Annotated in this window: 2 protein-coding genes; both read left to right on the top strand. The window is 58.7% G+C overall.

Annotated elements, in window-relative coordinates; all coding sequences use genetic code 11:
* Positions 1 to 270: 270 nt before the first annotated feature.
* A complete protein-coding gene (locus VN114_RS07350) occupies positions 271 to 2295 on the top strand; it encodes an ATP-binding protein (RefSeq protein ID WP_325513500.1) in 2025 nt (674 codons plus the stop codon).
* Positions 2276 to 2497 carry a hypothetical protein gene (locus VN114_RS07345; protein ID WP_325513498.1) on the top strand — a complete coding sequence of 74 codons (222 nt, stop codon included), beginning with the start codon at positions 2276 to 2278 and terminating at the stop codon, positions 2495 to 2497. Before VN114_RS07350 ends, VN114_RS07345 begins: the two co-directional genes overlap by 20 nt.
* Positions 2498 to 2559 lie beyond the last annotated feature (62 nt).

Genomic DNA, 2559 nt, shown 5'->3' with positions numbered 1-2559 from the left:
AGACAAGGCTCGCCTTCTGTTTTTCCCCTCATACGTATTTTCCGTCGTAACTCCTCCGATATTCCTTCCTTTTTCCAGTGTCTATGCATTCGCACTCTGCGCTTGCTGACTGGAACGCTGAATGTGTCTTAAATTTTCCTTAATGGCGACACATTTATGGGATGTTCGCGCCTATGGAAACCGGGCAAAATGTTGTGCAAAGATTATCGTTGTGGCCCGGTACTTGCATGATGAAGCAAGCGGCTCGATCAGCGTGAACGCGGGGAAGACATGAAAACGGATGAAACGGAATTGTGGATGCCCGAGGGCGGCGCAATGGGCGCATTAATACGCGCGACCGATTGGTCCGGGACATCGCTGGGCGACATGTCATGCTGGCCTGAAGCATTGCGGCTGACGACGGGAATCTGTCTCGATTCGCAATTCGCCATTGCGGTCTGGTGGGGCGCTGATTTGATTCAGCTATATAACGACGCTTATCGCGAGCTGATGGGTGAAGCGCGGCACCGCAATGCGTACGCCCGTTCTGCGCTCGCGACCCAGCAGGAAATGCTGCCCAAACTGGACGAGCTTGCACAGCAAGTCATGGAACGCGGCGAAGCGGTGCGGGGTTACGACTTGCGCCTGGTCATCGAACGTAACGGCTATCCCGAAGACCGCTATTTCACTTTTTCCTTCAGCCCCATCCGCCAATCGGACGGCATCGCAGCCGGCATGCTGGTCGCTGCGCACGAGCGCACGGCGAAGATGCTGGTGGCGCGGCGCTTGCGCGACAGCGATGCGCGTCTGGTCGCCGCTTTGAACGCGGCCAAGATGGCAAGCTGGGAATGGGACATGCAATCGGACCAGCTGATCATGTCCGATTCGGCAACCGAAGTATTCGGATTGCCGCCGGGCGAGGTGCTGCACGATAGCAGGCAGGGTTTCGCCCTGGTGCATCCGGATGATGTCGCGCGTCATCGTGCCTTGGTTGAGTCGGCGATCGCAGAAAAGGGAAGCTGGCACGGTGAATTTCGCATCGTGCGCCCGCGCGACGGCGAAATCGCATGGCTGGAAGAGCGCGGCATGACGACCTGCAATGCGATCACCGGGAAAGTCGGCACGACGGGTTTGGTATGGGATGTCACGGCCAGCAAGCGCGCGGAGGAAGCCTTGCGCCTTGCCGATCGCCGCAAGGATGAATTTCTTGCGACCCTGGCGCACGAGTTGCGCAATCCACTGGCGCCTATCCGCAGTGCCGCGCATTTACTGGGCGAAGCGGAACTGACGGCGGAGCTGCTGCAGCGCTGCCGTGAAATCATCGATCGTCAGGCAGGCCATATGACGCGTCTGCTGGAGGATCTGCTCGACGTGTCGCGCATCACCAGCGGGAGGCTCGATCTGAAGAAGCGTCTCGTCACTTTGCGTGAAGTGGTCGATAGTGCGGTCGAAACCGTGCGGCCAATGATCGACATCAAGGCGCATGTGCTGCAAGTGAGGCTGCCGGACGAAACCATTCTGCTGGACGTCGATCCCTTGCGCATCGCACAGGTATTAACGAACCTGCTGACCAACGCCGCCAAATATACGGATCGCCAGGGACGCATCGAACTCGACGCAGTCGCTGGCGATGGCGCGCTGACGGTGACGATTTCCGACAACGGGATCGGTGTGGCGACGCAGGATCTGCCGCATCTGTTCGAAATGTTTTCCCAGGTCAGTTCGGCGATCGACCGATCCGAAGGCGGGCTGGGCATCGGCCTCGCGTTGTCCAAGGGCTTGCTCGATCTGCACGGCGGCAAGATTGCCGCACATAGCCGCGGCCTGGGTCAGGGAATGCGCTTCGTCGTCAGACTGCCATTACCGTCGGAACAGGAAAACGCGGTGCCGCTCGCACCATCTGAATCGGCTGACAGGGCGCGGCATGGGCAAACCATCCTGCTGATCGACGACAACCGGGATGCGATCGATTGCCTGTCAGTGATTTTCCAAATCGCTGGTTATCGGGTGCTGACTGCGTACAACGGCCTCGATGGCCTGGCCACAGGTGCGAAGGAAAAACCGCACATCGTGATACTCGATATCGGCATGCCGAAGATGAGCGGTTATGAAGTCGCGAGCCGCATGCGCGGCGAAGATTGGGGACGTGCGGCATTGCTGATTGCCGCAACCGGCTGGGGACAGGAAACCGACAGGCGTATGGCTTATGATGCCGGCTTCGACCATCATTTGACCAAGCCCTTCGACCCGCGCGAAGCGTTGGCGGCGCTGGCACAATGGCAAAAGGAAAAAGGTAGTGCGCTGGAAAGAAACTGAAAAGGGCATCACGTCGCCACGAGCATTAGATGCAAATGAAGACGTAGTCTGTCGATATAGCGGCATCGACGAAAATGCCGATCTCCGCCGCCCCCGACCCGAGTGCCTCGCGACGGCGCGCACCTGGCTGCTGTTGTGGTCGGTGAGCTTGCTGCTGATGCTGGAAGACGATGCCGCGCTCATCGCCTTGATGTTTTGCTGAATGCGTCAGTGCAATCTGCCTTTGGCTTCCTTCTGTTGCTGCACACGTTCTGCAATTTCCAG

The organism is Oxalicibacterium sp., from assembly GCF_035565035.1.
Taxonomy (GTDB): Bacteria; Pseudomonadota; Gammaproteobacteria; order Burkholderiales; family Burkholderiaceae_D; genus Oxalicibacterium.
The sequence above is the reverse complement of the archived record's forward strand: the minus strand, read 5'-3'. Positions and strand labels throughout refer to the sequence as shown.